Origin of the sequence: Azospirillum sp. HJ39, assembly GCF_041507355.1 — a bacterium.
Lineage (GTDB): Bacteria > Pseudomonadota > Alphaproteobacteria > Azospirillales > Azospirillaceae > Azospirillum > Azospirillum thiophilum.
On sequence record NZ_CP167910.1, the window covers coordinates 460,770 to 485,872 of the forward strand.

The 25,103-nt window shown below is 69.9% G+C and carries 19 protein-coding genes; 5 read left to right on the forward strand and 14 right to left on the reverse strand.

The genetic code is table 11. The features are described from left to right. Positions 1 to 77: 77 nt before the first annotated feature. Entirely contained in the window at positions 78 to 3,593 is a 3,516-nt protein-coding gene (locus ABMY26_RS12655; RefSeq protein ID WP_372396072.1) for an ATP-binding protein, read from the forward strand. A 29-nt stretch (positions 3,594 to 3,622) separates the two neighbouring features. Here the strand turns inward: ABMY26_RS12655 and ABMY26_RS12660 are convergent, their stop codons facing one another. Beyond that, positions 3,623 to 4,276, reverse strand: a complete 654-nt coding sequence (locus ABMY26_RS12660; protein ID WP_372396073.1) for a bifunctional 4-hydroxy-2-oxoglutarate aldolase/2-dehydro-3-deoxy-phosphogluconate aldolase — start codon at positions 4,274 to 4,276, stop codon at positions 3,623 to 3,625. Then, positions 4,276 to 5,196, reverse strand: coding sequence for a MurR/RpiR family transcriptional regulator (locus ABMY26_RS12665; RefSeq protein ID WP_372396074.1), 921 nt, complete (start codon positions 5,194 to 5,196; stop codon positions 4,276 to 4,278). Before ABMY26_RS12665 ends, ABMY26_RS12660 begins: the two co-directional genes overlap by 1 nt. Positions 5,197 to 5,414: 218 nt before the next feature. Between ABMY26_RS12665 and ABMY26_RS12670 the strand changes: the two genes are divergently transcribed. Next, positions 5,415 to 6,257: a fumarylacetoacetate hydrolase family protein gene (locus ABMY26_RS12670; protein WP_372396075.1), complete on the forward strand. Its 843-nt coding sequence runs from the start codon at positions 5,415 to 5,417 to the stop codon at positions 6,255 to 6,257. A gap of 73 nt (positions 6,258 to 6,330) precedes the next feature. Here ABMY26_RS12670 and ABMY26_RS12675 read toward each other — a convergent pair whose 3' ends face one another. Continuing rightward, positions 6,331 to 8,532, reverse strand: coding sequence for a methyl-accepting chemotaxis protein (locus ABMY26_RS12675; RefSeq protein ID WP_372396076.1), 2,202 nt, complete (start codon positions 8,530 to 8,532; stop codon positions 6,331 to 6,333). Positions 8,533 to 9,044: 512 nt separating this feature from the next. Further along, a complete protein-coding gene (gene hmpA / locus ABMY26_RS12680; RefSeq protein ID WP_372396077.1) occupies positions 9,045 to 10,220 on the reverse strand; it encodes an NO-inducible flavohemoprotein in 1,176 nt (391 codons plus the stop codon). Positions 10,221 to 10,353: 133 nt separating this feature from the next. Between hmpA and norR the strand changes: the two genes are divergently transcribed. Both norR and ABMY26_RS12690 read left to right on the forward strand, forming a co-directional pair. Beyond that, on the forward strand, positions 10,354 to 11,985 hold the full coding sequence (gene norR, locus ABMY26_RS12685; RefSeq protein ID WP_372396078.1) for a nitric oxide reductase transcriptional regulator NorR: 1,632 nt from the start codon (positions 10,354 to 10,356) through the stop codon (positions 11,983 to 11,985). Further along, a complete protein-coding gene (locus ABMY26_RS12690) occupies positions 11,982 to 12,248 on the forward strand; it encodes a hypothetical protein (RefSeq protein WP_372396079.1) in 267 nt (88 codons plus the stop codon). Before norR ends, ABMY26_RS12690 begins: the two co-directional genes overlap by 4 nt. Here ABMY26_RS12690 and ABMY26_RS12695 read toward each other — a convergent pair. The 4 genes from ABMY26_RS12695 to ABMY26_RS12710 all read right to left on the reverse strand — a co-directional run bounded on the left by ABMY26_RS12695 (position 12,245) and on the right by ABMY26_RS12710 (position 16,433). Beyond that, on the reverse strand, positions 12,245 to 13,528 hold the full coding sequence (locus ABMY26_RS12695; protein ID WP_372396080.1) for a TRAP transporter large permease: 1,284 nt from the start codon (positions 13,526 to 13,528) through the stop codon (positions 12,245 to 12,247). The genes ABMY26_RS12690 and ABMY26_RS12695 overlap by 4 nt on opposite strands. Continuing rightward, positions 13,525 to 14,064: a TRAP transporter small permease gene (locus ABMY26_RS12700; RefSeq protein WP_372396081.1), complete on the reverse strand. Its 540-nt coding sequence runs from the start codon at positions 14,062 to 14,064 to the stop codon at positions 13,525 to 13,527. The genes ABMY26_RS12695 and ABMY26_RS12700 overlap by 4 nt, the downstream gene beginning before the upstream one ends. A 79-nt stretch (positions 14,065 to 14,143) precedes the next feature. Then, positions 14,144 to 16,033, reverse strand: a complete 1,890-nt coding sequence (locus ABMY26_RS12705) for a histidine kinase N-terminal 7TM domain-containing protein (RefSeq protein ID WP_372396082.1) — start codon at positions 16,031 to 16,033, stop codon at positions 14,144 to 14,146. Between the two features lie 196 nt (positions 16,034 to 16,229). Further along, positions 16,230 to 16,433, reverse strand: coding sequence for a general stress protein (locus ABMY26_RS12710; RefSeq protein WP_372396083.1), 204 nt, complete (start codon positions 16,431 to 16,433; stop codon positions 16,230 to 16,232). Between the two features lie 177 nt (positions 16,434 to 16,610). Between ABMY26_RS12710 and ABMY26_RS12715 the strand changes: the two genes are divergently transcribed. Then, a complete protein-coding gene (locus ABMY26_RS12715; RefSeq protein ID WP_372396084.1) occupies positions 16,611 to 18,098 on the forward strand; it encodes a sigma-54 interaction domain-containing protein in 1,488 nt (495 codons plus the stop codon). Positions 18,099 to 18,114: 16 nt separating this feature from the next. Here the strand turns inward: ABMY26_RS12715 and uxuA are convergent, their stop codons facing one another. From uxuA to ABMY26_RS12745, 6 genes are all read right to left on the reverse strand, one after another. After that, complete coding sequence (uxuA, locus tag ABMY26_RS12720) at positions 18,115 to 19,311, reverse strand: mannonate dehydratase (RefSeq protein ID WP_372396085.1); 1,197 nt, start codon at positions 19,309 to 19,311, stop codon at positions 18,115 to 18,117. A 53-nt stretch (positions 19,312 to 19,364) separates the two neighbouring features. Then, a complete protein-coding gene (locus tag ABMY26_RS12725) occupies positions 19,365 to 20,639 on the reverse strand; it encodes a TRAP transporter large permease (protein ID WP_372396086.1) in 1,275 nt (424 codons plus the stop codon). Continuing rightward, the gene (locus ABMY26_RS12730) at positions 20,639 to 21,142 is read right to left on the reverse strand and encodes a TRAP transporter small permease (protein WP_372396087.1); all 504 of its coding nucleotides are present in this window, start codon (positions 21,140 to 21,142) and stop codon (positions 20,639 to 20,641) included. Before ABMY26_RS12730 ends, ABMY26_RS12725 begins: the two co-directional genes overlap by 1 nt. Before the next feature lie 199 nt (positions 21,143 to 21,341). Continuing rightward, positions 21,342 to 22,367: a TRAP transporter substrate-binding protein gene (locus ABMY26_RS12735; protein ID WP_372396088.1), complete on the reverse strand. Its 1,026-nt coding sequence runs from the start codon at positions 22,365 to 22,367 to the stop codon at positions 21,342 to 21,344. Positions 22,368 to 22,440: 73 nt separating this feature from the next. Continuing rightward, complete coding sequence (locus ABMY26_RS12740; RefSeq protein ID WP_372396089.1) at positions 22,441 to 23,469, reverse strand: Zn-dependent oxidoreductase; 1,029 nt, start codon at positions 23,467 to 23,469, stop codon at positions 22,441 to 22,443. A 39-nt stretch (positions 23,470 to 23,508) separates the two neighbouring features. After that, entirely contained in the window at positions 23,509 to 25,035 is a 1,527-nt protein-coding gene (locus ABMY26_RS12745; RefSeq protein ID WP_372396090.1) for a mannitol dehydrogenase family protein, read from the reverse strand. Positions 25,036 to 25,103: the final 68 nt, after the last annotated feature.

Here is a 25,103-nt window from a genome sequence, read left to right on the forward strand (position 1 = left end):
CGGCGCCGCTATGATACGCTCGCCGCGGTGCCGCGCAAACGATCGGGGTGCCGGGTCCTGAACATGCGGGAACGGGAATGGCGGCGGACGGCAAAACGGGCATGGTGAGGATCGGCGTCGGCGCACGGCTGTTCGGCGCGCTCGCCTTCAACGGGCTGGTCGCCTTCCTGATCGGTCTCGGCGCCTATATCGCCTTCGACGGGCTGCATGCCGGAATCACCAAGGTCACGTCGGAGCAGTTCCCTGCGGTCGTCGCCTCCGCCAAGCTGGAGCGCCAGCACCAGCGGATCATGCGGACCCTGGAACAATTGGCCATGTCGGACGATAATTTCGGACGCGAAACGATCAGTCAGGGGCTGTCCGACCAGCTCAACGGCTATGACCGGCTGCTGGCGGAGATGGAGCCGTCCGCCGGCCGGCAGGCCCAGCGCATCGCCAACCTGAAGCAGCAGCGCGACGAGATCCTGCGGCTGCGCGACGCCATCGACCGCGGCGTGACCGCCCGCATCGCCGCCCGCCGCGCCCTGGCGGAGCGCGGCCGCGACGTGCGGCGGATGGCTGACGCCCTGGCCGAACCGGACCTGCGCGGGGTGGAGGATGTGGCGGTGCAGCGCTGGCTGGCGATGGCGGAGCGGCTGCTGTTCCTGATCGCCTCGGTCCACCAGACGGAGAACAGCTTCGCCCTGGCCCGGCTGGCCGACGGCGCGGCGGCGCAGCTGGCGGCATTGGCAGGCACGCTGCCGGCCAGTGCTTCGGACAATGTGGCGGATGGGGTGGCGGCCGGGGTGGCGGAGCGGCTGGCCCGCCTGGCCGCCGGCATGCGCGCGGTGGTGGAGGGCGAGCGGTCGGTCTTCCGCCAGCGTCAGGCCGAATTGCAGGCATCCGAAGCGCTGGGCGGGCTGGTCGACCGCGCCAACCAGGTGTCGCTGGTCAACACCGGCCTGAACACCGGCATCTTCGTCGAGCAGACCAAGGCGGCGGAGGAAAGCCGCCAGCAGGTGATCGAGGTGTCCACCACCTACAGCCGCCTGTTCTTCGCCTCGGTGGGCGTGGTGGTGCTGGGGATGGTGCTGTCGGTTCTGTATGTCCGGCGCAAGGTGCTGGCGCGGCTGTGGGCGGTCAGCGAGGCGATCCGCGACCGCACCGGCGGCGGCCGGGCCGAGGTGCCGGTGACCGGCGCCGACGAGATCGGCGAGCTGGCCCGCGCGCTGCGCTTCTACATCCAGGAAACCGAGGACAAGAGCGAGGCGCTGAGCCGCAAGGAGCAGTGGCTGCGCACGGTGCTGGAGGCGGCGCCGGTGCCGCTGGTGATCTCCGGCCGGGCCGACGGACAGATCCGCTTCGTCAACCGCCGCGCCGCCGACCTGTTCGAGGTGGCCGACGCCGCCGACCTGCTGGGCCGTCCGGCCGCCAGCGTCTGGTACGCCCCGGCGGTGCGCGAGGAGTTCGTCCGCGACGTGTTCGGCAGCGGCCTCGCGCTCGACGTCGAGACCGAACTGGTGACCGAATCCGGCCGCCGCCTGTGGGGCCTGCTGTCCGGCATCGCCTTCGAGTTCCAGGGCGAGGATGTGCTGCTGAGTTCCATCGTCGACATCACCCGCCGCCGCGAGGCGGAGGAGCTGCTGCGGCGGACCCAGGCGTTCCTGGATGCGGTGATCGACAATGTGCCGAGCGTGCTCTACGTGCTGGAGGGCGACAGCGGCCGGCTCGTGCTGTGGAACCGGGCGGCGGAAGACCGGTTCGGCACCCGCCGCGCCGACATCGAGGGCCGCACCCTGGCCGAGGTGCTGGGGCCGGAAACCGGGCGGGCGCTGGCCGGCGGCGATCCCGGCGCCATGCGGTCGCTCGGGGTGGAGGAGCTGGTGCTGGGCCGCAACGGCGAAACCGCGGTGTTCGCCCTGCAGCGCCATCCCTTCGAATGGTCGGGCGACGGCCGGTGCCGCATCATCTGCGTCGCCAACGACGTCACCGCGTCGCGCCGGGCGCGCGAGGAGCTGCGGCAGGCCAAGGACCGGGCCGAGCGGGCCGACGCCGCCAAGACCGAGTTCCTCGCCACCGTCAGCCACGAGATGCGCACGCCGCTGAACGGCATCCTCGGCCTGTGCCGGCTGCTGCTGACCGGACAGCTCCATGCCGGGGAGCGGCGCTACGCCCTGTCGATCATGCGCTGCGGCCATGGGCTGCTCGATCAGGTCAACGACATCCTGGACCTGCGCAAGATCGAGGACGGCAAGCTCGACCTCGACCCCGCGCCCTGCGCCCTGCTGCCGGTGCTGGAAGAGGTCGTTGCGACAGTGGAAGGATTGGCGAACGAGAAGGGCATCGACCTCGATCTCGACATCTCGCCCGACGTGCCCGACCTTGTGGTGATCGACCGCCAGCGGCTGCGCCAGATCCTGGTCAACCTCGTCGGCAACGCGGTGAAGTTCACGGAACGCGGCGGGGTCGACCTGCGCGTCGACATCGATCCGGCATCGGAACGTTCCGGAACCGGTGAGATGATGCGCCTGGCGGTGCGCGACACCGGCATCGGCGTGCCGCCCGAACGCCGGGCCGCCATCTTCGAGAAGCTGGAGCAGGCCGATCCCACCATCGCCCGCCGCTTCGGCGGCAGCGGGCTGGGGCTGGCCATCGTCCGCCACCTGCTGGACGCCATGCAGGGCAGCATCCGCGTCGACAGCGCGGTCGGGCTGGGCAGCGTCTTCACCGTCACCATCCCCCTGCTGCGGGTGGAGGAACCGGCCCTGCCGGCCCGGCCCGGCCGGCTGCTGCCGATCAGCCGCGTGCGGTCGCTGGCCCTGCTGCTGGTCGAGGACGACGCGATCAACCGCGAGGTGGCGCTCGGCCTGCTGTCAGACGCCGGCCATCGCATCACGGTGGCGGAAACCGGGGAGAAGGCGCTGGAGCTGGCGGCGCGGCGGCGGTTCGACGCCGTGCTGCTGGACATCCGCCTGCCCGACATCGACGGGCCGGAGGTGGCGCGGCGCATCCGGGCGCTGCCCGACGACGACCGCGCGGCGGTGCCGATCGTCGCGGTGACCGCCAACGTCTTCGCCGCCGACCGGGCGCGCTACCTCGCCTCCGGCATCGATGCGGTGATCGAGAAGCCGATTTTCCCGGAGCGGCTGATGCATCTGCTCTCCAACGCCGTCGCGGCGAGGCGGGATGATGAAGGAGATGGCGACGATGCCGATCGCTGGGCGGACGAGGAGGACGGCGGCATGGCTCCCCGCCCGCCGGTGGTCGAGGACGATGTGAACGGTGCGATCCTGGAACGATACATCCGTTCCCTCGGCCCCGCCCGCTTCGCCACCATCCGCGGATTGCTGATGGAGTCGGCCGGCGAGGGACTGCCCCGGCTGGGCGCCGCCGACACCCCCGACGACGAGATCGAGGACATCGCCCACCGGCTGGCCGGCGCCGCCAGCCATTTCGGCCTGACAAGCTTCGTCGGGCTGATGCGCGCGGTCGAGGACGGCATGCGGGAAGGCCGGCGGGTCGAGGCGCAGGAACTGGCCGCAACCGCCGCGGCCGTGTTCGGCCGCGGCGTCGCCGCGATGGATGCGATGCAGGGGAGCCTGGAGGGGGTGTAGGGCACCCCCTGCCGTCAGCCCGCCGCCTCTCAGGCCGCCTTCGCTGCGCGGTAGGCTTCGAGAAGCTGGCGGCCGGCGGCCAGGATGGCCTCGCGGTCGCCCTTCTTGACCAGCCCCTCGTCGACCAGCTTGCCGCCGGCCCCGACGCAGGCCACGCCGGCAGCGACGTAGGAGGCGACGGTGGTGGCGTCGATCCCGCCGGTGGGGACGATGCGGACGCCGGGGAACACCGACTTCAGCGCCTTGATGTGCGCCGGGCCGACGGTGGAGGCCGGGAAGATCTTGACGGCATCGGCACCGGCGGAAATGGCGGCATGCACCTCGGTCGGGGTCAGGGCGCCCATCAGGCAGGCGACGCCATGGTCGCGGCAGGCGGCGGCCACCTTGGGCAGGACGCAGGGCGACACGACATAGCGGGCGCCCGCCTTCACCACTTCGGCGACGGCGGCCGGGGTCAGCACCGTGCCGGCGCCGATCAGGGCGCCACCCTCCGCCGACAGCTCCTCGATCAGGCCGACGGCGCCCGGGGTGGTCATGGTGATCTCGAAGGTGCCGTAACCGGCCTCGCGCAGCCAGCCGACCGCGGTGCGGGCCAGCTCGGCCGAGCTGTTGCGGATGACAGGGACGACGCCGTAGGCGACGAGCTGGTCGAGAACCTCTGCGGGGGATTGGGTGGTGGACATCAGGATTCCTCGGGAATCTTCGTGGTGGACGGAGAGGGGGACGGCGTGCCGGGCCGATCCGGCACGCGATGATGGCCGGCCAGCACCGCCTTGATGCGGGCCAGCCGGCGGTCGAGGCCGGGCGGTGCCTGCAGCCCGACCGCGACGGTCAGGGCGTCGACCAGCGCGAGCTGGGCAAGGCGCGAGGCCATCGGGGTGTGGACCGCGGTATCCTCGTCGACATCGACGGTCAGGCGGATGTCGGCGCGTTCGGCCAAGGGGGTCGCCGACGCGGTGATGGCGATCACCGTCGCCCCGCCGTCGCGGGCGATGGCGGCGACGTCGAAGATCTCGTCGCTGGTCCCGGTCTTGGAGATCGCCAGCAGCGCATCGCCGGGGCCGAGCGTCGCCGCCGCCATCGCCTGGAGATGGGCGTCGGTGGAGGCGGTGACCTGCGGCAGCAGGCGGAACAGCTTGTGATGGGCGTCCAGCGCCACGGTGCCCGAGGCGCCGACGCCGACGATCTGCACCCGCCGCGCCTGCGCCATCGCGCGGGCGGCGCGTTCCAGCGCCACGGTGTCGAGCCGGCCGCGCAGGCGGACCAGCGCGTCGATGGCACGGTTCAGCACCTTTTCGGCGGCGCCGGCGACGCTGTCGCCGGGCAACAGGTCGCGCACCAGCGGAGTCGGCCGCTCGCCGGCCTCCTCGCGCGCGGCCGATGCCGCCAGGTGCCCGGCCAGCGCGATCTTGAATTCCTGGAAGCCGCCATAGCCGGCGGAGCGGCAGAAGCGCAGGACCGACGGCTCGCTCACCCCGGCCTTGGCCGCCAGCTGGGCCAGGCTGTCGCGCACCGCCGATTCGGGATCGGCCAGAACGGAGCGCGCCACGGCGGCTTCCGCCCGGCGCAGCCGGTCAAGGGAGGAGGCGATGGTGTCCAGCATGGAAGGGCCAGCATGTGCCAGTGGGAGGACCGGATCGGGTGCCATCGATGATGGGTGGCGGGCAGGATCGGACCCTGAATGTAGTTTTACTACAGCAACCCAGCCTTGTCGACCGAATTTTGGAGTGGTGCTACAATTCGTTCGTTGACCCCTTTACTTTCCGGGCCAGCCGGGCAGGATCGGCGGACACGGAACCGCTCATTCGGGGATTAGTTTTCATGAAACTGCTGCGCTTTGGTCCGCCGGGCCTGGAGAAGCCGGGCCTGCTCGACGCCCAGGGCCGCATCCGCGACCTGTCCGCCCATGTCGACGACATCGCCGGGGCGACGTTGCTGCCGGACGGGCTGGATCGTCTGCGGGCCATCGATCCGGAAAGCCTGCCGCTGGTTCCGGGCGAGCCGCGCCTCGGCGCTTGCGTCGGCCGGATCGGCAAGATGGTCTGCATCGGCCTGAACTTCTCCGACCATGCCGCGGAAACCGGGATGGCGGTGCCGCCGGAACCGATCATCTTCATGAAGGCGACCAGCGCCATCGTCGGGCCGAACGATCCGATCGAACTGCCGCGCGGCTCGGAAAAGACCGACTGGGAGGTCGAGCTGGCCTTCGTCATCGGCAAGACCGCCAAATACGTCTCCGAGGACGAGGCGATGGACCATGTCGCCGGCTATTGCATCGTCAACGACGTGTCGGAGCGCTCCTTCCAGATCGAGCGCCAGGGCCAGTGGACCAAGGGCAAGAGCTGCGACAGCTTCGGCCCGACCGGCCCCTGGCTGGTGACACGCGACGAGATCGAGGATCCGCAGGCCCTCAAGATGTGGCTGGAGGTCAACGGCCACCGCCAGCAGGACGGCAGCAGCGCCACCATGGTCTATGGCGTGCGCTATCTGGTGTCCTACCTGTCGCGCTTCATGACGCTGCATCCAGGCGACATCGTGTCCACCGGCACGCCGCCCGGCGTCGGCATGGGCAAGAAGCCGCAGGTCTTCCTGAAGGAAGGCGACGTGGTGGAACTGGGCATCGAGGGGCTGGGCAGCCAGCGCCAGAACGTGGTCCAGGGCTGAAACTCCGGCCATCGAAATGAAAAAGGGCGCCTCCACCGTCGTGGAGGCGCCCTTTTGCCTGCGACCTGCCCCGTCAGGCCGACCGCACCTGAATCAGGAACCGGTCGATCTGTTGCTGGAGCTGGCCGGTCTGGTTGGAAACCTCCTGGGCAACCGACAGCACCTCCTGCGCCGACTGGCCGGTCTGGCCGGCGGCGGTGCGGACCTGTCCGATGTCCTGCGAGGCCTGGGCGGTGCCGCCCGCCGCCTGCTGGACGTTGCGGGCGATCTCCGACGTGGCGGCACCCTGCTGCTCGACCGCGGCGGCGATGCTGGCGGCGATGTCGTTCAGCCGGCCGATGGTCTGGCCGATGCCGCGGATGGCGCCGACCGCCTCGTTGGTGGCGGACTGCATGGCGCCGATCTGGCCGGCGATCTGGTCGGTGGCCTTGGCGGTCTGGCTGGCCAGCTGCTTGACCTCGCTGGCGACCACGGCGAAGCCCTTGCCGGCCTCCCCGGCACGGGCCGCCTCGATGGTGGCGTTCAGCGCCAGCAGGTTGGTCTGCCCGGCGATGTCGGAGATCAGGTCGAGCACCGCGCCGATGCGGCTGGCGGCCTCGTTCAGCTCGCGCATGGTGCTGTCGGTGCGCTCGGCCTCGCCGGCGGCCTTGGCGGCGATGGTCGCCGATTCGGTCACCTGCCGGGCGATCTCGCCGATCGACTGCGACAGCTCGTGCGCTGCCGATGCGGCGCCGTCGACATTCACCGACGCGATCTCCGCCGCCTGGGCGGCGCTGCCGGCCTGACGCGAGGTGTCGTCGGCGGTCGCCACCATGCCGGCGGCGGTGTGGTGCATCTGGGTTGCGGCGGCGGACACCGTCTCGACCACCGTCTTGACGCCGCTCTCGAACTGGTCGGCCAGCGACAGCATGGTCTGGCGGCGTTCCCCGGCCGCCCGGCGGCGTTCGTTCTCCGCCTCGGTGCGGGCGGTCTCCACCTCGCGTGCGGTGTCGCGGAAGACACGCAGCGCGGCGCCCATCTCCGCGATCTCGTCGCGGCCCTCCAGGGTGATGTCGGCATCGAGGTCGCCGGCCGCGATGCGGCCCATGCCGGCCTTCAAGTCCAGCATCCGGCGGATCACGATGCGGCCGATATAGAGCCAGACCACCAGGATCGACACCAGAACGCTGACCAGGGAGACGGCGATCTGGGTCAGGCGGCTGTTCTCCAGCATGCGGGCGGTGGCGCCGCTCGCCTCGGCGATGCCGCGTTTCTGGCCGTCGACCAGCGAGGCGATCCCGACCGACAGGGTGTTGGCCAGGGCGTGGTTGCTCTCCAGCAGCTGGGTGAAATAGCCTTCGATCGCCAGTTCCTTCTGGCGGATGGTGACCAGGGAGCGGTCGCCGGTGGCGAAGCCGGTCAGCAGTTCCGCCTGCTTGCCGGCGACGGCGGCCAGCCGCTCCGGCAGGGTCTGGGCGGCAGCGACGAGGCCGGCGAGCGAGACGCCGACACGGGTTTCGATGATGGCCAGCCGCTGCTCGTCGCGGGTGGTCGCGGCCTCCATCATCATGTTGCGGATGTTGGCCGCCTCGTTGGCGACGAGGGCAAGCGGCTTCTTCTGACCGTTGATGCGGGTCAGCGTGGTTGCGGCCTCCCGGATGGCGGCGGGAGCGGTCTCCGCATCCTCCAGGGTGGTGCGCGCCTGCTCTTCCTCATTGTTGAGGACGGAAAGCCAGGGCGCGGAGAATTTCTGGATCTCCGCTTCGGCAGCCATCACCTTCGGCAGCATCGCCTGGCGTTCCGCCGACAGCGCGACCCGTTCCGCCGCCGCCTGGTCGAGCTGGACGAGGTTGCCGAGCAGCCCCTGCGAGGCCTCCTCGATGGCGGCGAGCTGTCCGCCGGCCGAGCCGGTGGCCCGCAGACGGGCCAGCCGCGCGTTGAACTCCTCCTTCGCCGAGGCGATGCCGCCCGACACCGCCTCCCGCTTGGCGGCGCTGTCGGCCGAGGTCAGCGCCGGAGCCAGCGCCACCAGCCGCTCGGCCTGCTGGGCCACGCCCATGCCTTCCGTCATCGCCGGCACGGCCTGGCCGACGATGGCGTCGATGGTGGTGCGGACGTTGGCATAGCCGCTCAGCGCCACGGCGGCGGCGACCAGCGTGCCGGACAGCACCACGCCGATGGCGATCATCAGCTTGCCGCGCAGGCCGGAATACCAGGCACCGCCCGTCTTCGAGGCTCCAGCCGGCGTCCCAGCCGGCGTCCCCTGGGCCATCATGATCCCGTCATCCTTCGACATCCCGTCTTCCCCCCTTGCGCCCTCCGGCGCAACACGCACTTGCAAGCAATGCGGCCAGCCGTTCCGGCTCTCGCCGCGCAAGCGATCATATCCGTCGTTGCGGTCACATCTTTCCCGACGGGGCGGCCGGTCAGTTCCGCAAAGCCGGCGGATGCCAGGATTTGAGAACAATTGTAAGCAATTGGCACACCCCATCGATATGATAAGCGCAAAAATGGCTAAGAAAGAAATAAGGAGAATCCGCATGCCTCCTGTCGAATGGCAGAATGCTTGTGCGGCTTCGAGCGATAAAAATCCTTCGTGCAGGGCCGGCTCAGCGAATGGGCGCATTCGCTGTCGCTGCGCTCCCTTGAAGGTGGCGGAATTTCCCGATGGAAAAGATTTTTGGTGGCGAACAGCAAGCTTCGATAACCTGAAGTTGCCATCCGATCCGAAGCCGCCGGCGGGAAAAAAAGGCCGGCCTTCGGGGAAAAGGCCGGCCGGCAGGATGAGGAGAAGGATTCGGTATCCGGTCAGGCAAGCGCTTCCCGGGGTCCGAAGAACTCGTGCACGATGGCCGAGTCCGGCAGACCGAGTGCGGTCAGCGCCTTGACGACCGCCGCCATGAAGGGTTTCGGCCCGACGACATAGGCTGCCACCCCCGGCTCGTCCGGCAACAGGCCGGCCAGCCGGTCGCGGTCGAGCAGCCCGACCATGTGCGGACGGTCGTCCGGCTGCGGTTCGGCATAGCAATAGACGGGCTTGAGCGTCCGATGCGTCTCGGCCAGCCGGTCGACCTGATCGCGGAAGGCGTGGACGGAGCCGTTGAGCGCGGCATGGACGTAGATGACCCGGCGGCCGGCGGCCAGCGCCTGTTCGGCCAGCGGCAGTGCCGGGGTCTGGCCGACGCCGCCGGTGATCAGCAGCAGCGGGCCGCTGCCGTCGCGCAGCACGAACTCGCCGGCCGGCGGGTAGACGTCGATCCGGTCGCCGACCTGGGCGCGGTCGTGCAGGAAGCCGGAGACCAGTCCCTGCGGTTCCCGCTTCACCGAGATGCGGTAGTCGCGGCCGTTCGGCGAGGCCGACAGGCTGTAGTTGCGATGGACCGTCTCGCCATCGATGCTCAGGCGCAGGCCGAGATACTGGCCGGGATGGAAGTCCATCACCCGCCGGCCATCCACCGGCTCCAGCCGGAAGGAGGTGATGACGGCGCTCTCCGGCGTCTTTGCGGCGATCCGGAAGCGCCGGGCGCCGCGCCAGCCGCCGGTCAGCGCCGCTTTGCGGGCATATTCCGTCTCTTCCGCCGCGATCAGCAGATCGGCGAGCTGCCGGTAGGCTGCCCCCCAGGCATCGGCGACCTCCGCCGTCACCGCGTCGCCCAGCACCCGGCCGATGGCCTCCATCAGGCAGGTGCCGACGATATCGTACTGGCCGGGGGTGATGTTGAGCGAGACGTGCTTCTGCACGATGCCCTCCACCGCCGGACCCAGCACCTCCAGCCGGTCGATGTTGGAGGCGTAGGCGATGATGGCGTTTGCCAGCGCCTCGGGCTGGGCGCTGTTGCGCTGGTGGCTCTGGTTGAAGACGGCGCGCACTTCGGGGAAGCGCTCGAACATCAGCGGATAGAAGGTGCCGGTGATCCGGCTGGCGTTGGCGGCGACCACCGGGGCGGTGGCCTTGATGATTGCGGTCTGGGCCGGGGTCAGCATGGAAAGGGCGATCCTTTTGCGCGTCACGATGTCGCAATGCCATGGCAAGCCCTGTGCCAAAGCGCCGCAGCGCGGGTTTCCGCGCCGCCGGAGCCGCCTGTTGTCAGATTGACCGCAGATGGTATGATGTCGAATGGACAACGATGCGGTCATTCCGACAACGCCGATCCCGCTCGACGATGTGGGGGCGCTGCTGCGGGCGCTGGACGATCCGGCGCGGCTGTGGCCGCTGCTGCTCGACCTGATGGCGCGGCACCTGCCGTGCGATGCCTGCGCGCTGCTGCGCCGGGACGGGACAGGGGGGCGGGTGCTGGTGCCGCTCGCGACACGGGGGCTCAGTCCCGACACGCTCGGCCGGCGCTTCGAGCTGGACGGGCATCCCCGCCTGCAGGCAATCGCCGATGCCGACGGGCCGCTGCTGCGCTTTCCCGCCGGCTGCGACCTGCCCGACCCCTATGACGGGCTGATCCCCGACCTAGGGGAGCGGCTGCATGTCCATGACTGCGTCGGGGCGCCGCTGGCGGTCGACGGGCGCCCCTGGGGCATGCTGACGCTGGACGCGCTGAACGAGGGGCGCTTCGACGGCTGGGAGGCGGCGATCGCCGCCTGGGTCCGGCTGGCCGGCGACCTCGCCGCGGCGGCCGGGCGGCGCACCGCCATGGCGGCCGTCGAGGGCGGGGGGCTGCCGGTGTTCGACGGGATACAGGCCGGCCCGGACCTCGATGCGGCCGGGTCGGGGCCGGCGATGACGGCGCTGCTGGCGGAGATCGACACGGTGGCGGCCAGCGACCTCGTGGTGCTGGTTCTGGGCGAGACCGGCGTCGGCAAGGAGCTGGTGGCGCGCCGGCTGCACGCCCGCTCCGGCCGGGCGGCCGGGCCGCTGGTGCATGTCAATTGCGCGGCGCTGCCGGACGCGCTGGTCGAAAGCGAACTGTTCGGCCATGTCCGCGGCGCCTTCTCCGGCGCGGTGGCCGACCGGCGCGGCAAGTTCGAACTGGCCGACGGCGGCACCCTGTTCCTCGACGAGGTCGGCGAGCTGCCGCCGGCGGTCCAGGCCAAGATGCTGCGCGCCTTGCAGAACGGCGAGATCCAGCGCGTCGGCTCCGACCGCCACATCACCGTCGACGTCCGGGTGGTTGCCGCCACCAACCGCGACCTGGCGGCGGAGGTGCGGGAGGGCCGCTTCCGTGCCGACGTCTATCACCGGCTCAGCGTCTACCCGCTGCGAGTGCCGCCCCTGCGCGACCGCGGCACCGGCATCCTGCGGCTGGCCGGACTGTTCCTGGAGCGCAACCGGGCGCGGCTGGGGCTGCGCAACCTCCGGCTCTCCCCGGCGGCGGAGCGGCGCATGATGGCCTATCCCTGGCCCGGCAACGTGCGCGAACTGGAACACGCCATCGGCCGCGGCGCCATCCGCGCCCGCGCCGCCCGCCCGGCCGAGGGGGGCGTGCTGACCCTGACCCCGGCCGACCTCGTCCTCGACGATGTGGGGGAGGGCGTGCGGGCCCCGGCCCCGGTGACAAACCATCCCGGGGCAGGCCATCCCGGGGCAGGCCATCCGGCGGCGGACCGTATGGCGGAGCCGCGGCCCGAGCTGGCGCTGCCCGACCTGCCACTGAATGACGCGGTGGAGGAGCTTCAGCGGCGGATGATCCGCGACCGGCTGGTCCGCCACGGCGGCAACTGGGCGCAGGCGGCGCGCTCCCTCGACCTCGACCGCAGCAACCTGTTCCGGCTGGCGAAACGGCTGGGGCTGCGAACATGACGGCGGCGGACTTCGGCTGGCGGGCGGAAATCGATGCGCTGGTCTTCCGCCCGGCGGGGCATGGCGGCCGGTGCGCCGTCCACCGGCTGGCCTTCCGCGCCCTGCTGGGGGTGCGGGAACCGACTGCGGCGGACTGCCTCGCCTATGCAGCCGCGCACCGCGCCGCGTTCGAAGCCGCCGCGGCCGGCAAGATCGCCCGGCGCGGCTACGGCGTCGCGGCCAGCCTGCACCTGACCAGCCGCGACGTCGCCCGTGCCCTTTAGAAGCCCATCTGCCGCGGCATCCACAGCGCCAGATCCGGCCAGACGATCACCGCGACCACCACCAGCAGCATGGTGACCAGCGGCCAGATCACCCAGCGGATCGTGCTTTCCATCGAACAGCCTGTCATGCGGCAGGCCACCATCAGGTTGACCGCCATCGGCGGGGTGAACTGGCCCACCGCGATCATCAGGGTCAGGATGACGCCGAACCAGGTCAGATCCCAGTTGTAGGCCTGGGCGATGGGGATCAGCAACGGCAGCAGGATGATGAAGATCGAGATGCCGTCCAGGAAGGTGCCGACGACGGTCAGCAGCACCACCAGCAGCGCCATCACGCCATGTTCGCCAAGGCCGGAATGGATGATGGCGTCGGCGATGGGGTCGATCACCGACAGGGTGCTGAGCGCCCAGCCGAAGACGCTCGCCAGCGCGATCACCGTCAGGATGATGGCGGAGATCTCCGCCGCCTCCACCAGCATGGACCGCAGGTCGCTGACCTTGATGGTGCGGTAGACCACCATGCCCAGCAGCAGGCCGTAGGCGACCGCGATCACCGCCGCCTCGGTCGGCGTGAAGATGCCCAGCCTGAGGCCGCCCAGGATGATCACCTTGGCGAACAGGCCGAGCGAGGCGTCCCACAGGCTGCGCCAGAAGGGCGGGCGCGGCTCGTGCGACAGCTTTGTGCCCAGATTGTGCTTCCGGGCCAGCCAATAGACCGGGACGATCAGCGCCAGCCCGGCCAGCGTGCCGGGGATGATGCCGGCGGCGAACATCGAGGTGGTGGGGGCGGCCGGCACCAGCACGCTGTAGATGATCAGCGCCACCGACGGCGGGATCAGGATGTCGGTCGCCGCCGCCGCGGCGACGACGCTGGCGATGTAGGGCCGCGGATAGCCGGCGCGGATCATGCTGGGCGCCATCACGCCGCAGACCGCCGCGGCGATGGCCGGGCCGGATCCCGAAATGCCGCCCATCATCATCGCCACCACCACGGCGATGACCGCCAGCGCGCCCTTGCCCTGGCCGACGATGGCGGAGGCGAAGCGCACCAGCTTCTGCGCCACGCCCGAGCGGTCGAAGATGGTGCCGGCCAGCACGAACATCGGGATGGTCAGCAGCGGGTATTTGGCGATGCCGGTATAGACGCTGGTCGGGACCGAGATGACGCCGAGCTGGGCGAAGGCGATCGACGCGGTGCCGGCCAGCCCCAGGGCGGCGGCGATCGGCACGCCCAGCACCATCATGACCAGGAAGGATCCGAAGAGCAGGGCGGTGATCACGGCTCGCCCTCCGGGATATGGCCGGTCTGCAGCGGTTCGGTGCGGCGGTGGATGCGGATCATCCGGCCGACGGTGCGGCCCAGCACCGCCAGCGACAGGACCGGCAGCCAGATCGTGTAGATCCATTGCGGCAGCCCGAGCGCCGGCGAGGTCACCTCGAACCGGTAGTCGTCCCAGGTCGTCCAGGCGCCATAGACCACCAGAAGCCCGTACATCAGCGCGACGCAGGCCATGGCGAACTGTTCGGCCCGGCGGCGGTTGACCGGCGACAGCCTGTCGATCACGAAGGTGATGCGGATGTGGCGGTCCTTCACCACCCCGGCAGACGCGCCGAGGAAGGTCAGGATCACCATCAGGGCGATGGAATATTCCTCGGTGAAGGCGAAGGACACGTCGGTCAGGTATCGCACCAGGACGTTGGCGAAGGTGATCAGCGCCACCACGGCCATGGTGACGGCGACCAGCGTTTCTTCGATTCCAAGGGGGACGCGGGGTTTCGGCACCGGCCGGACGACGGTGGGGTCGTGATCGCTCATATTGCCAGGGTCCAAAGGGAGGGAGCGGGATTATTCCCCTCACCGGGCAATCAATGCAAGAAACGATCTCCCCGACGGATTACCCCGCCGGCATGCCGGCCATCCCGCCATCGCAGGGCGCCGCTTGACCGGGAGCCGGCTCGCCGAGCGGAATCCGGAGCGTGAAGACGCTGCCCTCGCCCAGCCGGCTGTCCAGCGTCACCGTCCCGCCATGCAGTGCGGCGATGCGGCGGACCATGTTCAGCCCGACCCCGCTGCCGGCCGCCGTCCCGGTGTTGGAGGCGCGGAAGAAGCGGTCGAACACCCGCTCCCGCTCGCCGTCCGGAATGCCGATGCCACGGTCGGTCACCGACAGTGCCAGCCACCGGCCGGCCTCGCCCCCGTCCCGGCTCCCATCTTCGCTCCCATCCTCGCTCCAGGCGCGAAGCCGCACCGGGCTGCCGGGAGGGGAATATTTCAGCGCGTTGTTCAGCAGATTGTGGACGCACAGCTCCAGCATCGGGCCGTCGGCGGTCATCCGTTCCGGGCAGCCGTCGAGATCCAGCTCGACCCTCCGGCCGGGAGCGGCGTCGCATTGGGCGGCGGCGGCATTGCGCAGCAGGGCCGGCAGCGCCAGCATATCGTAGCGCAAGGCAAAGCCCGGATCGCTCAACCGGTCGTCGGCCAGACAGGTTTCCAGGATGTTCACCTGCCGCCGCACGGCGCGGCGGATCTTCTCCAGCCGGGGCAGCATGCCGGGAGCCTTGACCTCGGCATCCAGCAGCAGCAGTTGCGCCGCACCGTCGATGATGGCGAGCGGCGTCTTGAATTCGTGCGCGGCCATCGACAGGAAGCCGTTCAGCGCCCGCTTGGCCTCCTGCTCGGCCGCCAGCCGCCGTTCCGCCTCCTGCCGCGCCGCGTCGAGCCGGCGGACGGTGTCCACCAGCCGCGCTTCCGCCCGGCGGCGGTGGGTGACGTCGCGCAGCATCAGCAGGCAGCCGACCTCGCGTCCGCCGCCCCCCACAGCCAGCGGCACCCGTGTCACCTCGAAGCTGCGCAGGGAGCCACCGCAGTCCAGCGTCAGCGGCACCGGTCCCGCCATCGGCCCCGGCCCCTTCGCCGGTATTGCGTCGGCTGTCGCCGACAGGGCCAACAGCCCCGGCAGGTCGGCCAGCCGCCGCCCGATCGCCGCACGGTCGCCGGCCAACGCCTGCGCCGCCGGATTGGCCTCGACCACCGTGCCGTCCCCATCCAGCACCAGCACAGGATCCGGCACCGCGTCCAGCAGGGCGTCGCGGGCGACCGGCAGCAGGTCGAACAGGCGCCGCCGGGTGATCAGCCAATAGAAGACCCCGTCCATCAGCAGAAAGCTGAAGGCGGTCGGGTCCAGGTCGAACAAAGTCACGTTGCCGAAGACATACCCGGCATTGGCGGCCCACGGCACCGCCATCACCACCAGGAACCCCAGGTAATGGGTGCGGTAGGCCGGCGTCGCCCGGTGGATGCCGCTGGCGGTGACGACGATGCTCATCACCATGAAGGCGTAGATGTAGACGGTGATGGCGAAGAACAGCAGCCCATGGCTGTAGACCAGCGCCGCGCCCGGCGTCGCGTCGACCGGGCGGATCGCGGTGTAGATCAGGTGATGGGCATCGTTGGTCAGCGCCAGCGCCCAGGTCGCCAGCCCGACCGTCACCAGCACCATCCGCCAGCGCGCCGGCAGCTCGCCCCTGGTGTAGGACCAGAGGAAGAACGCCCACAGGCTCGGCGTGCAGACGATGCCCATCCAGGCCATTTCGGCCCAGAACAGCTTGTCGGCCGGGGCGGAAACCATGCTTTCGGCGGCGACGGCCGTCGACCACCAGGCGGCCGACAGCTGCATCAGCACGAAATCGGTGCGGCCGGGGAAGGCCGGCAAGGTCCAGCTGCGCGCCGCGATCCACAGGGTTGCCACGACCGCAGCCAGAAGCAGGGCTGACGGAAGGGTCATCGCGGAAGGGTCATGGCGGCATGCTCGAAGGGGCGACGTTAAGAGGAATCGGTTAGAGTGGCTGGCGCGGACGAAGAATGGACCTTCCGGCCGAACCGGCGCAAGACCGCATGACAAAAAGAAAAAGCGCGCCACAGGGGCGCGCTTTTCCGGGAGGAGCGGGACCGGCCGCGGAAGGGCGTCCGGTCCCTGGTCCTCACTCCTTCTTGCCTTGGCCGCCATGGCTGGCCTGGCCACCCTTGTGGCCGGCCTCGGCTGCCCGTTCGGGATCGTTCTTGAAATTGCCGCCCGATGCCTCGCCGCCCTTCTTGCCGGCCTCGGCAGCGCGCTCCGGATCGCTCTTGAAGTTGCCGCCGGATTTCTGGCCGCCTGTGCCACGGCCTTCGGTCTGATTTGCCATGATGCTCGTTTCCCCTTGTTGGAAGCTGTTGTTGAAAACGCAACCACGCCCACCCCAACAGGCCCTGCGCCGACAGGTTGCGCCGGGTATACCGTCGGTACAGCCGCGTGGCGCTGTTGCGGTTTCGGCCCTGCCATCCGATAACGGGCGTTGGACGGTACCGAAGGGGAAGACGGCGTGACGGATCGGGACCATGAACGCCAGGATGACGGACGCTTCCTCGACGCGCTGCCCGGCGGGGCGGCGCTGCTGCGCAGCCGGGCGATGCCCTCGCTGTTCGAGGCGCTGGAAACCCAGTCCGAGGGTACGGTGGCGGTCGACCGCGACGCGCGGGTGGTGTGGATCAACGCCAAATACGCCCGCATGCTCGGCATCTCCGACCCTGCCGACGCCATCGGCCGCGAGGTCGAGGACATCATTCCCCATTCGCAGATGCGCCAGGTGCTGGCGACCGGCCAGCCGATCCTGCTCGATTTGATGCTGTTCGGCACCCAGCGGCTGGTGGTGACGCGCTTTCCGCTGACCGACGACCGGGGCGCGATCATCGGCGCCGTCGGCTTCGTGCTGTATGACAGCCTGCACCGGCTGAAACCGCTGCTGGCCGAGCTGTCGCGGCTGGAGGCGGAACTGGCGGCGACCAAGCGGCGGTTGGATGAGGGGCGGCAGCCGCGCTACACGCTGCAAAGCTATGTCGGCGACAGCCCGGTCTGCCTGGAGGTCAAGCGCAAGGCACGCCTCGCCGCCCGCACCGACGCGCCGATCCTGCTGCTGGGCGAAACCGGCACCGGCAAGGAGCTGATCGCCCAGGCCATCCACGGATTGTCGGCCCGCAGCGGCCGGTCCTTCGTCGGCGTCAACGTCGCGGCGATCCCGGAAACCCTGCTGGAGGCCGAGTTCTTCGGCGCGGTGCCCGGCGCCTACACCGGGCTCGACCGCCGGGGGCGGGAAGGGCGCTTCAAGACCGCCAACGGCGGCACCCTGTTCCTGGACGAGATCGGCGACATGCCGCTCGGCCTGCAGGCCAAGCTGCTGCGGGCCTTGCAGGAGCAGGAGATCGAGCCGCTGGGCTCCGACCGGCCGGTGAAGGTGGATGTACGGGTGATCGCCGCCACCAACGTCGACCTGGAACGGCGGATCCGCGACGGCCGCTTCCGCTCCGACCTCTATTACCGGCTGAACGTGCTGCCGATCCGCCTGCCGGCCCTGGCCGAGATGGGCGGCGGGCTGGAGGCCATCGCCGAATCCATCCTGCAGGAGATCGCCGCCCGCACCGGGCTGCCGCTGCGCGGCCTGACGCCGGAAGCGGTCGAGGCGCTCGGCCGCCACCGCTGGCCCGGCAACGTGCGCGAGCTGCGCAACGTGCTGGAACGCACCTGCCTGCTGACCGACAACCGCCGCCTGACCGCCACCGACCTGGCGGAGGCGCTGCCCGACGCGACGGAGGCTGCGGCACCTGCCCAGCCGCCGGGCGTCCGTCGGACGGTGCCGCAGCCCCAGCCCGTGCCGGGCTATGACGAGGCCTTCGACGAGTTCGAACGCGCACTGCTGGGCCGGGCTCTTGCGGCCAGCGACGGACGGGCGTCGGAAGCGGCGCGGGCGCTCGGAATCTCCCGCGCCGCCTTCTACAAGAAGCTCGGCCGGCTGGGGATGCGCGCCGGCGGGTGAGGCCGGCGCGTCTGCGTCACACCGGCAGCTGCTTCATCGCCGCGACGGCGGTCATCACGCCGCGGATTTCGGCCAGACCGCGCAGGCGGCCGATCATCGGATAGCCGGGATGGGTCGGCTTGCCGATGTCGTCCAGCAGCTCATGGCCGTGGTCGGGGCGGAAGGGCAGGCGCCAGTTGTCGTTGCCGGCATCCTGGCGGCGCTTCTGCTCCTCCAGCAGGGTGGTGACGACCGACACCATGTCGACGTCGCCGCCGAGATGATCGGCCTCCTCGAAGGACCCGTCCGGCTCCTTGGCGACGTTGCGCAGATGGACGAAGTGGATGTCCTCGACGAAGCGCCTGGCCATCGCCGGCACGTCGTTGGTCTGGCCGGCGCCGAGCGAGCCGGTGCAGAAGGTCAGGCCGTTGTTGGGCGACTTCACCGCGTCGATCAGGTGGGCGAGGTCGTCCTCGGTGCTGACGATGCGCGGCAGGCCGAACAGCGGGCGCGGCGGGTCGTCGGGGTGGATCGCCATGCGGATGCCGACCTCCTCGGCGGTCGGGATCACCTCGCGCAGGAAGCGGGCCAGCGTCTCGCGCAGGCCGTCGGCGCTCATGCCGTTGAAGCGGGCGATCATCTTGCGCAGGCCGGGGATGTCGTAGCGGTCGTAGGCGCCCGGCAGGCCGGCCATGATGTTCGACAGCAGCTTGTCCCGGTCGCTTTCCGACGAGCGGTCGAACCACTCCTTGGCCTTGGCCAGAACCTCGGGGGAATGGTCAGCCTCGGCGCCGGGGCGCTCCAGCATGAAGACGTCGAAGGCCGCATGCTCGTGGGCGTTGAAGCGCAGCGAGGTGCCGCCGCCCGGCAGAGCCGCGGCGAGCTCGGTGCGGGTCCAGTCCAGCACCGGCATGAAGTTGTAGCAGATCGTCGTCACGCCGCAGGCGGCGAGGTTGCGCATCGACTGGCGGTAATTGTCGAACAGCTCGGTCAGGTCGCCTTCGCCGATCTTGATCGCCTCGTGGATCGGCAGGCTTTCGGTCACGGTCCAGCTGAGGCCGAGTTCCTCGTTGGACTCGATCATCGCCTTGCGCTTCTGGATCTCCTCGACCGACCAGACGACGCCGTAGGGGATGTGGTGCAGCGCGGTGACGACGCCGGTGGCCCCGGCTTGGCGGATGTGGTTGAGCTGGATGGCGTCTTCCGGGCCGAACCAGCGCCAGGACTGTTCCATGGCTTCGAACTCCTTGGGAAAGGGCTTTGGATTTGAACGGTCGCCGACGGCGGTCAGCGGAACAGCAGGCCCGGCAGCCAGAGCGACAGCGCCGGGATGTAGGAGACCAGCAGCAGAATCAGGATGTTGCACAGCAGGAACGGCCAGATCGCCTTGGTGATCGCGCCAAGCGAGATCTTCGCGATGTTGGCGGCGACGAACAGGCAGACGCCGACCGGCGGGGTGGTCAGGCCGATCATCAGGTTCAGCACGGCGAAGGTGGCGAAATGGATCGGGTCGATGCCGACCTGGACCGCCACCGCCAGCAGCGGCGGGAACAGGATGATCAGCGCCGCGATCGTCTCCATGAAGGTGCCGACGATCAGCAGCAGGATGTTGATCAGCAGGATGATCAGGTACTTGTTGGTGGTCAGCGCCAGCATCGAGGCGGCGATGGCCTGCGGGATCTGCTCGCTGGTCAGGATCCAGCCGAAGACGTTGGCCAGCCCGACCAGCAGGATCAGCCCGCCCGCCCCGATGGCGCTCTCCAGCAGGATCGCCGGCAGCTGGCGCAGGGTGAAGCCCTTGTAGACGAACAGCCCGATGACGAAGGCGTAGAGCGCCGCGACGATCGAGGCCTCGGTCGGGGTGAAATAGCCGCCGACGATGCCGAACAGGATGATCGCCGTCATCAGCAGCGCCCAGAAGGCGCCGCGGCTGGCGCGGACCAGCGCGCCGAAGCCCTGCCAGGGCTCGCGGGGATAGTTGCGCGCCCGCGCCAGGATCCACACCGTCAGCATCATGCCGAGGCCGAGCAGCAGGCCCGGCACGGCGCCGGCCATGAACATCTTGCCGACCGACAGGCCGGTCAGGGTGCCGACGATGATCATCGGCACGCTTGGCGGGATGATCGGCCCGACGGTGGAGGCGGCGGCGGTCACCGCGGCGGCGAAGGGCGCGTCGTAGCCCGACTTGCGCATCGCCGGGATCATCACCGCGCCGATGGAGGCGGTCTCGGCCACCGCGGTGCCGGAGATGCCGGCGAACACCATCGATCCGGTGACGTTGGCAAGGCCCAGACCGCCGCGGATGTGGCCGACCAGCCGGTTGCTGAACAGCACGATCTGGTCGGTGATGCCGCCGCCGTTCATCAGGTTGCCGGCCAGCACGAATCCCGGAATGCAGAGCAGGACGAAGCTGTCCATGCCCGCATACATGAATTGGGGCACCACGGCGAGGTCGATGCCGCTGCCGACCAGATAGACCGCCGAGGCGCCGCCCAGCGCGATGCCGACCGGCGCGCCCAGGATCAGCAGGACGGCGAAGGTGAGGAACAGTGCGGTGACCATCAGACGGTTTCCCCGTGACTGGGCGACGCCGTGTCGCGTCCAAGCCCGGCAAGGCGGGCGATGGAGAAGAAGGCGAGCGAGACCGGGATGATCAGCGTCACAACATAGACCCAGATCATCGGCACGTCGATGGAGCGGGCGCGCTCGCCCAGGCTGCCGACGACATAGTCCCAGGCGCCGGGAATGATGGCGACGGCGAAGACCAGGATCGCCACGTCGACCAGCCGGGCCACCGCCCATTGCAGGGGCTTGGGCAGCAGCAGGATGAACATGTCGACATTCACCAGTTCGCCGCGCAGCAGCGCCAGCCCGCAGGAGAAGGCGACCAGATGGACCAGCGCGAAGCGTGCCACCTCCTCGGTCCAGGGCGGCGAGGGGAATCCGGGCACGCGGCCCAGCACCTGGATGGTCACGACGACGATCAGGACGCCGATCGCCGCCAGGGTTCCCCAGCGGCAAAGGGCGGAAACGGCCGCCACCGCGGCGGAAAAGGCGTTGCGCATCGGAAGGCACTCATGCGGTTTGGGGGGAACGCACCCTCTCCCGCCCCGGGAGAGGGGAGGGACCCGCCGCGAAGCGGTGGGAGGGGTGAGGGGTGATCCAAGGAACCATGCGGTTCGGCATTCTTGGATTTCCCCTCACCCTCCCCACTTCGTGGGTCCCCTCCCTCTCCCGGGACGGGAGAGGGCCTTCAATCCCCGATCACTTGACCGCGAGGATTTCGTCGTAGATCGGCTTGATCTCCGGCGACAGGGCGGCGACCACGGCGGCGCGGCCCTTCTCGGCGAAGGCGGCCTTGTCGACCGCGACGAACTCCATGCCCTTGGCCTTCAGGTCGGCGGCGAGCTTGGTCTCGTCCTCGATGAACAGCTTGCGCTCGGCGGCCTGCGCCGCCTTGGCGGCCTCCATGATGGCGGTGCGCTGCTCGGCCGGCAGGCGGCCCAGCCGCTTGGAACCGCCGACCAGATAGATCCAGCTGATGACGTGCTCCGTCTGGTTCACGTATTTCTGGACCTCGTAGAAGCTGGCCGACTTGATCAGGGCCAGCGGGTTCTCCTGCGCCTCGATGGTGTCGTTCTGCAGGCCGGTGAACACTTCGGAGAAGGCCATCGGCGTCGGCTTGGCGCCCAGGCCCTGCCAGAAGGACACGAACAGCGGCACGTTGGGCACGCGCATCTTCAGGCCGTTCAGCTCGGCGGGCGAGGTGATCGGGCGCTTGCTGGTCAGGTTGCGCGGGCCGCGGGCGAAATAGGTCAGCGGCAGCAGCTGGGTCTTCTGCTCGATGGCCTCGGCGATCTTGCGGCCCGGCTCGCCGGTGACGACCTTGTCGAGATGGTCGAGGTCGCGGATCGCGTAGGGAACCGCCAGCAGGGCCGCGGCCGGCGCCCAGTTCTGCAGGGACTCGCCGGTGATGGTGAAGTCGATGGTGCCGAGCTGGATGCCCTTGATCAGGTCGGTTTCCTTGCCGAGCTGCTCGTTGGGGAACACCTTGACCTCGACCGCGCCGTTGGTGCGCTTGGCGACTTCCTCAGCGAAGACCAGCGACGCCTTGTGCCAGACATTGTCCTCGTTGGCGAGGTGGCCGAGCTTCAGCGTCGTCTTGCCCTGGGCGCGGACGATGGCCGGCGCGGCGATGCCGCCCAGCAGGGTCGCACCGGCGGCGAGGCCGGCGCCAAGACCGATGCTCCTGGCGAGCGTGCGGCGCGAAATCGGGGTCTTGCTGTTCATGGTGGGGTTCCTCCGTTGGGGGGCGGGTCGGATGCCCGCCCTTGTTCGAACACTCGGTGTGCCTGCGGTGCGGTCAGGCCTCGAAGTCGAGCTGGACCTTGATCGTGCTCGACGGGTCGGTCTCGATCAGGGCGAAGGCGCTCGCCGCGTCGGCGATGGGGAAGACCTGGGTGATCATCGCCGCCGGCTTCAGCCGGCCGCTCTCCAGCCACTCCACCACCTGCGGCAGCAGCCGCCGGTTCAGGCGGGAGCCGACCAGCGTCAGCTCCTTCTTCACGATCTCCTGCTGGCTGATGTTGCAGGGGCCGGGCGAGAATCCGAGCAGGCCGATGCGCGCGGCCGGGCTGGCGACGCGGCAGGCCTCCTCCAGCAGCGCCGGCACGCCGGCCCCGTCGATCACCACGGTGGGGCCGAGCCCGTCATTCTCGTCGCGCACGGCGTCGGGCACAGACACCCGCGCAGAATTGAGGATGACGTCGGCACCGAACTCCTTCGCCCGCTCCAGCCGGCTGTCGTCGAGGTCGGCGACGATGCAGCGGGCGCCGTGCAGCTTGGCGACCTGCACCACAGTCAGCCCGACCGTGCCGGCGCCATAGACCAGCACCGTGTCGTCGGCACCGATGCCGGTGCGCGACAGCACGTTGGCGGCGATGGAGAAGGGTTCGGCCAATGCCGCGATGGAGAAGGGCAGGTCGGAGCGCACCTTCACCGCATTGGCCGCCGGCACCAGGACATGGTTGCGGAAACCGCCGTCGCGGTGGACGCCGAACACCTCCAGGTTGGCGCAGACATTGGTCCGGCCCGCCCGGCAGGCATAGCAGCGGCCGCAGGACACCACCGGATCGACCACCACATGGTCGCCGGCGGCGACATTGGCCACGCCGTCGCCGACCGCCTCGACCGTGCCGCTGAACTCATGGCCGATGACGCGCGGGTAGACCGCGAAGGGGTTGGAGCCGTGATAGATGTGCAGGTCCGACCCGCAGATGCCGGCACGCTGGACGCGCACCAGCACCTCGCCCGGCTTCACCGACCCGGCGGCCGGGCCGCTGTCGGGACGCAGGGCCAGCACATGCGGCTTTTCGACGGTCAGGGCAACCACGGGGAATACTCCCTTTGCTCGGAGAAGGTTTGGAACGGGTCAGGCGGTGGCGGCGACGGCGGCGCGGGCACCCTCGGCGAACAGGCGGTGCAGCGCCGCGACCACCGGGCCGGTGAAGCGCGGATCGCGCGGCAGATCCTCGCCGAACACCGCGGTCAGGCCGAACAGCGCCGTTGCCAACCGCCCGGGGTCGCCAGCCGTTGCCGCGGCGATCTCCGCCAGTCGGGGCGCCAGCGGATCGCGTACGTCGATGGGCTGGCCCTTCTCGTCGGTGCCGGCGACGTAGCGCATCCAGGCGGCGACGGCCAAAGCCAGCCGGCCGATGGGCAGATCGGCGGCCAACCGGTCGCGGATCGGGTTGAGCAGGCGTTGCGGCAGCTTCTGCGTGCCGTCCATGGCGATCTGCCAGGTGCGATGGCGCAGCGCCGGATTGCGGAATCGGGTGATGAGCGCGTTCTTGTACTGCTCCAGATCCGCGCCGGGCGGCATGTGCAGGGTCGGCCCTGTCTCCTGGTCCATCAGGTTGCGGACCAGCGTGGCGAAATCCCGGTCGGCCATGGTGTCCGACACCGTCTCGTAGCCGGCCAGATAGCCCAGGTAGGCGATGGTGGAATGACTGCCGTTCAGCAGCCGCAGCTTCATCGTCTCGTAGGGATGGACGTCGGCGACCAGCTCGACCCCAACCGTCTCCCAGGCCGGACGGCCGGCGGGGAAGCGGTCCTCGACCACCCATTGGGTGAAGGGTTCGGTCACCACCGGCCATGCGTCCCGGCTGCCCAGCGCCTCGGACACGCGGGCGCGGTCGGCCTCGGTGGTGGCGGGGACGATGCGGTCGACCATGCTGTTGGGGCAGGCGACCGCGTCGGCCACCCAGGCGCCGAAGGCCGGGTCGCGCAGGTCGGCGAAGCGGCGCAGGATGCGGGCGACGGTGTCGCCGTTGCCGGGCAGGTTGTCGCAGCTCAGTACGGTGAAGGGGGCCAGCCCGGCGGCACGGCGGCGTGCCAGCGCCTCGGCCAGGAAGCCGATGGCGGTGCGCGGCCGGCCGGGATTGTCCAGGTCGTGGCGGATGTCGGGATGACCTTCGTTGAGCGCGCCGGTCGCCGGGTCGTGGCAATAGCCCTTCTCGGTCACCGTCAGGGTGACGATGCGGACCGACGGGCGGGTCATCCGCTCCAGCACCGCATCCGGATCCTCGTGCGCCACCAGCAGTTCAAGCAGGCAGCCGATCACCCGCAGCCGCTCGCCGCCGGCATCGTGCACCGCCATGGTGTAGAGCCCGTCCTGCGGCTCCAGCGCATCGCGGGTGTCGGGGCTGCGCAGGCTGACCCCGGCGATGCCCCACGGCCCGAACTCCCGCTCCAGCAGCGCGTCGGTGTAGGCCGCCTGATGGGCGCGCTGGAAGGCGCCGACTCCGAGATGGACGATGCCGATCTCCAGGTCGCCACGGTCATAGGCCGGCTGCGCCACCGCCGCCGGCAGGGCGGCGAGGCTGGAGGCGTTCAGGCGGTCACTCGGGCGCTCGCCCGGGTTTTCACTCCGGCGTTCGGCGGGGGGTGCGGACGGCATCGACAGTTTTCCTCCCTGGCGAGACCTGGCATACCGGCCATGTCTTCGCATTCTTGTATGGTAGTATG